Here is a 1558-nt window from a genome sequence, read left to right on the forward strand (position 1 = left end):
TAGGCGGGGAGCTCGGTCACCCGATACAGGTGCGTCTGTTCGATGGGCAGCGTCGTGAGCCGCCACGTCGTCCGCTGGGTCTCGACCCAGGAGCGGGGCGGCCCCGGGAGGCTGATCTTGCCCGCCTGCCATTTGAGACAGATCTCCCAGACGCTGCCATCGCTCAGGAAGAGCTCGCAGTCATTGCGGTCGATGGCTGCTGCTGCCTCTGGTCCCAGGTTCTCTGGCGCCGCTGCCAGCCACAGAAAGCTGCAGGTATCGAGCAGGACCTTCACAGACCCCATGCCTCGAGCTCGTCATCGGTCAGGGGAGCGAAGGCGTCGGCTGTCCACGAGACGGGACGCGAGGTGATGGTTCCCACCGTCGGGCGTCGTGGCGTTTCGCGGCCCGACTCGACCGGGACCAGGCGAACCACAGGCTGACGCCCGCGGCAGATGACGATGTCCTCGCCCCGCAAGACGCGTTCTATCAGGCTTGAAAGCTGGGTCTTCGCCTGGTGGGTGGTTACCTCTTCCATGGATTCAGTATGGCACCGTTGACGGACCAGGTCAAGACTTAGTCTATTTAAGAACCAGACGATCTTTGCTGGTGTCGGCTTGTAACCACTACCTGGCCAGTGCCCACAAACCCTGAGCAGGCCCCGGGTCATCTTCGGGAATGCAGACGTCCCGCAGGTTGCCCTCTCGGCCGATGGCGCTATCGCCAACGCAATCGGGTGGAGCTTCCATGGTGCGCGCGCTCTGGCGGACTCAGAACGAGACGGTGCTCTGCTTGATTTTGGGCGGGAGACTTCGGGTGTCCTCGCGTGCAAGATCCCCCCCCCCGGCGTACTCTACCGTGCACGCTGGGGTGACTGTGATGCGGTGCTGGTCCCGAGGCGGGTGTTGTGGCCGCGTTCGCGACGGCCTGCCGCCCCCCGATTCTACGAGCAACAACGACGCCCCCCGTACGCTTGCATCGACATCATCGCTTTGGAGGTCTCGCCCCCCCATGAAGCACCCCCCCCTGATTCTCGCAGGCGTGCGCTCTCCGCACCCGCGCGCCGCGCTGCGTGCTGTGGTTCTGACCCTGGCCGCCATCATCACCCTGCTGACAGGCTGCGGCAGCGGAGGCGGCTTGAGGCCGGGCTCGCCCCTCACCGAAGGCGTGACCGCTGCGCCGGCTGTCGTGACACAAAACCTGGTCGTGCAGCTCACCTTCCCCGCGGTCGTGGCCAAGACTGCGTCAGCGGCGGCGCCCACATTCGCCGATACCGCCACGGTGACGGTGCACGTGCTCGATCAGACCACGCATCAAGATGTGGTTCCCCCTGTCACGGGCCAGCGCCCCAACGGCGCGACCACATTCGATGTGACGGTGCCAGACGTACCCGTGGGCACCTACGACGTGTACGTGCAGTGCTTCGACGCCAATGGCGTGAGCACTGGCGACATCGTGCCAACAGCGACGACCCTGTCCGGCCAGACGGTGACGGTGCCTGTCACCCGTACGGTCGAGCTGATGGGCGTGGCGGTGACGCCAGCGCAGGCCACGGTGGCCGTGGGCGGCACCCAGCAGT

General features: G+C 65.8%; 3 protein-coding genes. 1 reads left to right on the forward strand and 2 read right to left on the reverse strand.

What is annotated here, in order from left to right:
• Both EB084_25155 and EB084_25160 read right to left on the reverse strand, forming a co-directional pair.
• Positions 1–275: hypothetical protein (locus EB084_25155; GenBank protein NDD31553.1), on the reverse strand; the 275-nt coding region annotated here is incomplete at its 3' end.
• The gene (locus EB084_25160) at positions 272–517 is read right to left on the reverse strand and encodes a type II toxin-antitoxin system prevent-host-death family antitoxin (protein NDD31554.1); all 246 of its coding nucleotides are present in this window, start codon (positions 515–517) and stop codon (positions 272–274) included. The genes EB084_25155 and EB084_25160, both read right to left, overlap by 4 nt.
• A 473-nt stretch (positions 518–990) precedes the next feature.
• Here EB084_25160 and EB084_25165 point away from each other — a divergent pair.
• On the forward strand, positions 991–1558 hold a 568-nt coding region (locus EB084_25165), incomplete at its 3' end, for a hypothetical protein (GenBank protein ID NDD31555.1).

Source organism: Pseudomonadota bacterium (assembly GCA_010028905.1).
GTDB lineage: Bacteria > Vulcanimicrobiota > Xenobia > RGZZ01 > RGZZ01 > RGZZ01.